This window comes from Arthrobacter sp. Y3221157 (genome assembly GCF_059089865.1).
Map to the genome: position 1 here is coordinate 1 of NZ_JBNHFD010000206.1, position 827 is coordinate 827.

Below are 827 nucleotides of genomic sequence, written 5' to 3' on the forward strand. Positions count from 1 at the left end.
AGGTTGTGGAATTCACGCTGATGGCGTTCCGCAGGTACTTCGGACCCACCGCCCATCCCCGAACTGCCGGCAGTCCCCATGAACGTGCTGGTGATCGGCAGCGACAGCCGCGCCAGTGCCAGGGAGGCCGCTGACCACACGGCCAGGACCGGCGAACCCATCGACCACCGCGCCGACACCCTGATGGTGGTCCACGTTCCCGCCGACCGCGGGACGCTCTACATCGTGTCCATCAACCGCGACACCTGGGTGGACATCCCGGGCTTCGGCGGTGCCAAGATCAATGCGGCACTGCAGTACGGGGGCATCGACATGCAGACCTCGGCAGTGCAGTCGCTGCTGGGGATCACCATCGACCACACCCTGATGCTGGACTTCCACGGCTTCCGCGGACTCATCGACGGGCTGGGCGGGATCGACGTCAACGTGCCCATCGCGTTCCAGTCCACCCACGACACCCAGCATGTCTTCGCTGCCGGGATGAACCACCTGGACGGGCAGTCAGCCCTGGAGTTCGCCCGCGAGCGCTACGCGTTTTCGGACGGCGACTTCCAGCGGGTCCGCAACCAGCAGATCCTGCTGCGTGCCATCCTGGCCCGCCTTACCGGCGGAGGGGCGCTGAATGACGTCAACGCCGTCCGCGGCCTGGTGGATTTTGCGTCCTGCTGCCTCACCGTGAACCGCGGCTTCGATCCCGTGCAGGCCGCCATGCTGGCCTACAGCCTGCGGAACCTCGACCCCAACGCGATAGGCACCATGACGCTGCCCACGGCAGGTTCCGGGTTCGTCGCTGGCCAGTCCGTGCTGTTCCCGGACTACGGCGCCAT

1 protein-coding gene is annotated in these 827 nt (G+C 66.6%); it reads left to right on the forward strand.

All coding sequences use genetic code 11. The annotated features are described in order from the left end of the window. Positions 1 to 78 precede the first annotated feature (78 nt). On the forward strand, positions 79 to 827 hold a 749-nt coding region (locus tag AC5RTT_RS20665; RefSeq protein WP_494146723.1), incomplete at its 3' end, for an LCP family protein.